This is a genomic window from Hydrogenophaga sp., from assembly GCF_041633695.1.
Taxonomy (GTDB): Bacteria; Pseudomonadota; Gammaproteobacteria; order Burkholderiales; family Burkholderiaceae_C; genus Hydrogenophaga.
This window is the reverse complement of the sequence record NZ_JBFJMY010000717.1, coordinates 1-1,369: the sequence shown is the minus strand read 5'-3', so window position 1 is coordinate 1,369 and position 1,369 is coordinate 1. Positions and strand designations below refer to the sequence as shown.

Annotated in this window: 1 protein-coding gene and 1 pseudogene; both read right to left on the bottom strand. The window is 67.1% G+C overall.

What is annotated here, in order from left to right; translation table 11 throughout:
- Positions 1–264: pseudogene (locus tag ABYB95_RS23520) on the bottom strand (hypothetical protein); the annotation flags it as partial.
- 88 nt (positions 265–352) lie between these two features.
- Positions 353–1,369, bottom strand: a 1,017-nt coding sequence (locus tag ABYB95_RS23515; protein ID WP_372662808.1) for a folylpolyglutamate synthase/dihydrofolate synthase family protein, incomplete at its 5' end; no start/stop codon positions are given.

Sequence of the window (1,369 nt, the reverse complement as noted above, 5' to 3'; positions counted from 1 at the left end):
GCTGCTCTGAACCGCGACTTGGGGCTCCATGCCCTTGGGCACAGCCAAAGGCTGGGCCGGATTCTTGGCCGGGATGTCGATCGGGATGTCCACCGAGATCGAGCGCGGCTGGGTGTCAAACAACAGCGGAAAGCCCAAAACCCCCAGCAAGACCAGCACGCTGGCGCCGATCAACCGGTGCTTCGCGCGGCGGCGGACCGCATCGACGCTTTGCGGCAGCGGGGTGGCGGCATTGCCCTTGGAAGCGGAGCGGGATTTGAACATTCGGAAGAACCAATACGCCATGGAGGCCCGGCGTCGGGCACGGTTTCAAAAACGGTTGGGGCCGCGCGGCAAACGGCAGATCGGGACCTCAGGCGGCCAGGTGTTTGGCCAACAGGCGGGGCACGCCGTCCTGCAAAACGCCTCCCACGGTGTAGAAAGAACCGAAGACCACGATTCTATCAGCGGGGTCCGCTGCCGACACCGCCGCCTCCAGCGCCAGCCGCGGGCTGGCATGGCATCCCGCCACCTGCACGCAGGCACCGCCAGAGCCTTTGGTCACGCCGCTCATTTCGGACGCCAACCACTGCGCCGTCGCCGCCCGTGCGAGCGGCAAATCGGTGAGATGCCAATGGTCGACCAACGGCGCGATGCGCTCGACCATGGCCAGCAGATCCTTGTCGGCCATGGCACCAAAAACCGCGTGCGTGGTGGGGTAGTAGCCCATGGCGTCGAGGTTTTCGGCCAGCGCCGCCACCGAATGCGGGTTGTGCGCCACATCCAGCACCAAAGTGGGCTGCCCGGGGATGATCTGGAACCGCCCAGGCAGCTCCACCATGGCCAGGCCGTTGCGCACCGCCTGCGCCGTGACCGGCAGTTTGTCGCGCATCGCTTCCAGCGCACCCAGCACGCCCGAGGCGTTGACCAGTTGGTTGGCTCCACGCAGCGCCGGGTAGGCCAGGCCGGCGTAGCGCCGTCCGCCGCGCGACGGGTGCATGGCCCAGCCCCACTGCTGCTGGTCGCCCGCGAAATGAAAATCTTTGCCCAGTCGCCAGAGGTCGGCGCCGATTTCCAGCGCGCGGTCGAGCACACTTTGCGGCGGCACCGGGTCGCTCACCACCACCGGCCGGCCGGTGCGCATGATGCCGGCCTTCTCAAAGCCGATGGTCTCGCGGTCGTTGCCCAGAAAATCCATGTGGTCCAGCGCCACGCAGGTGATGACGGCGCAATCGGTGTCAACGATGTTGACCGCATCGAGCCGCCCGCCCAGGCCCACTTCCAGAATCGCCACGTCCAGCCCGCTGCCCGCGAGCGTGCGCAGGATCGCCAGGGTGGTGAACTCGAAATAGCTCAGGCTCACCTCACCCGCACCGTCTGCGGCGCCGTG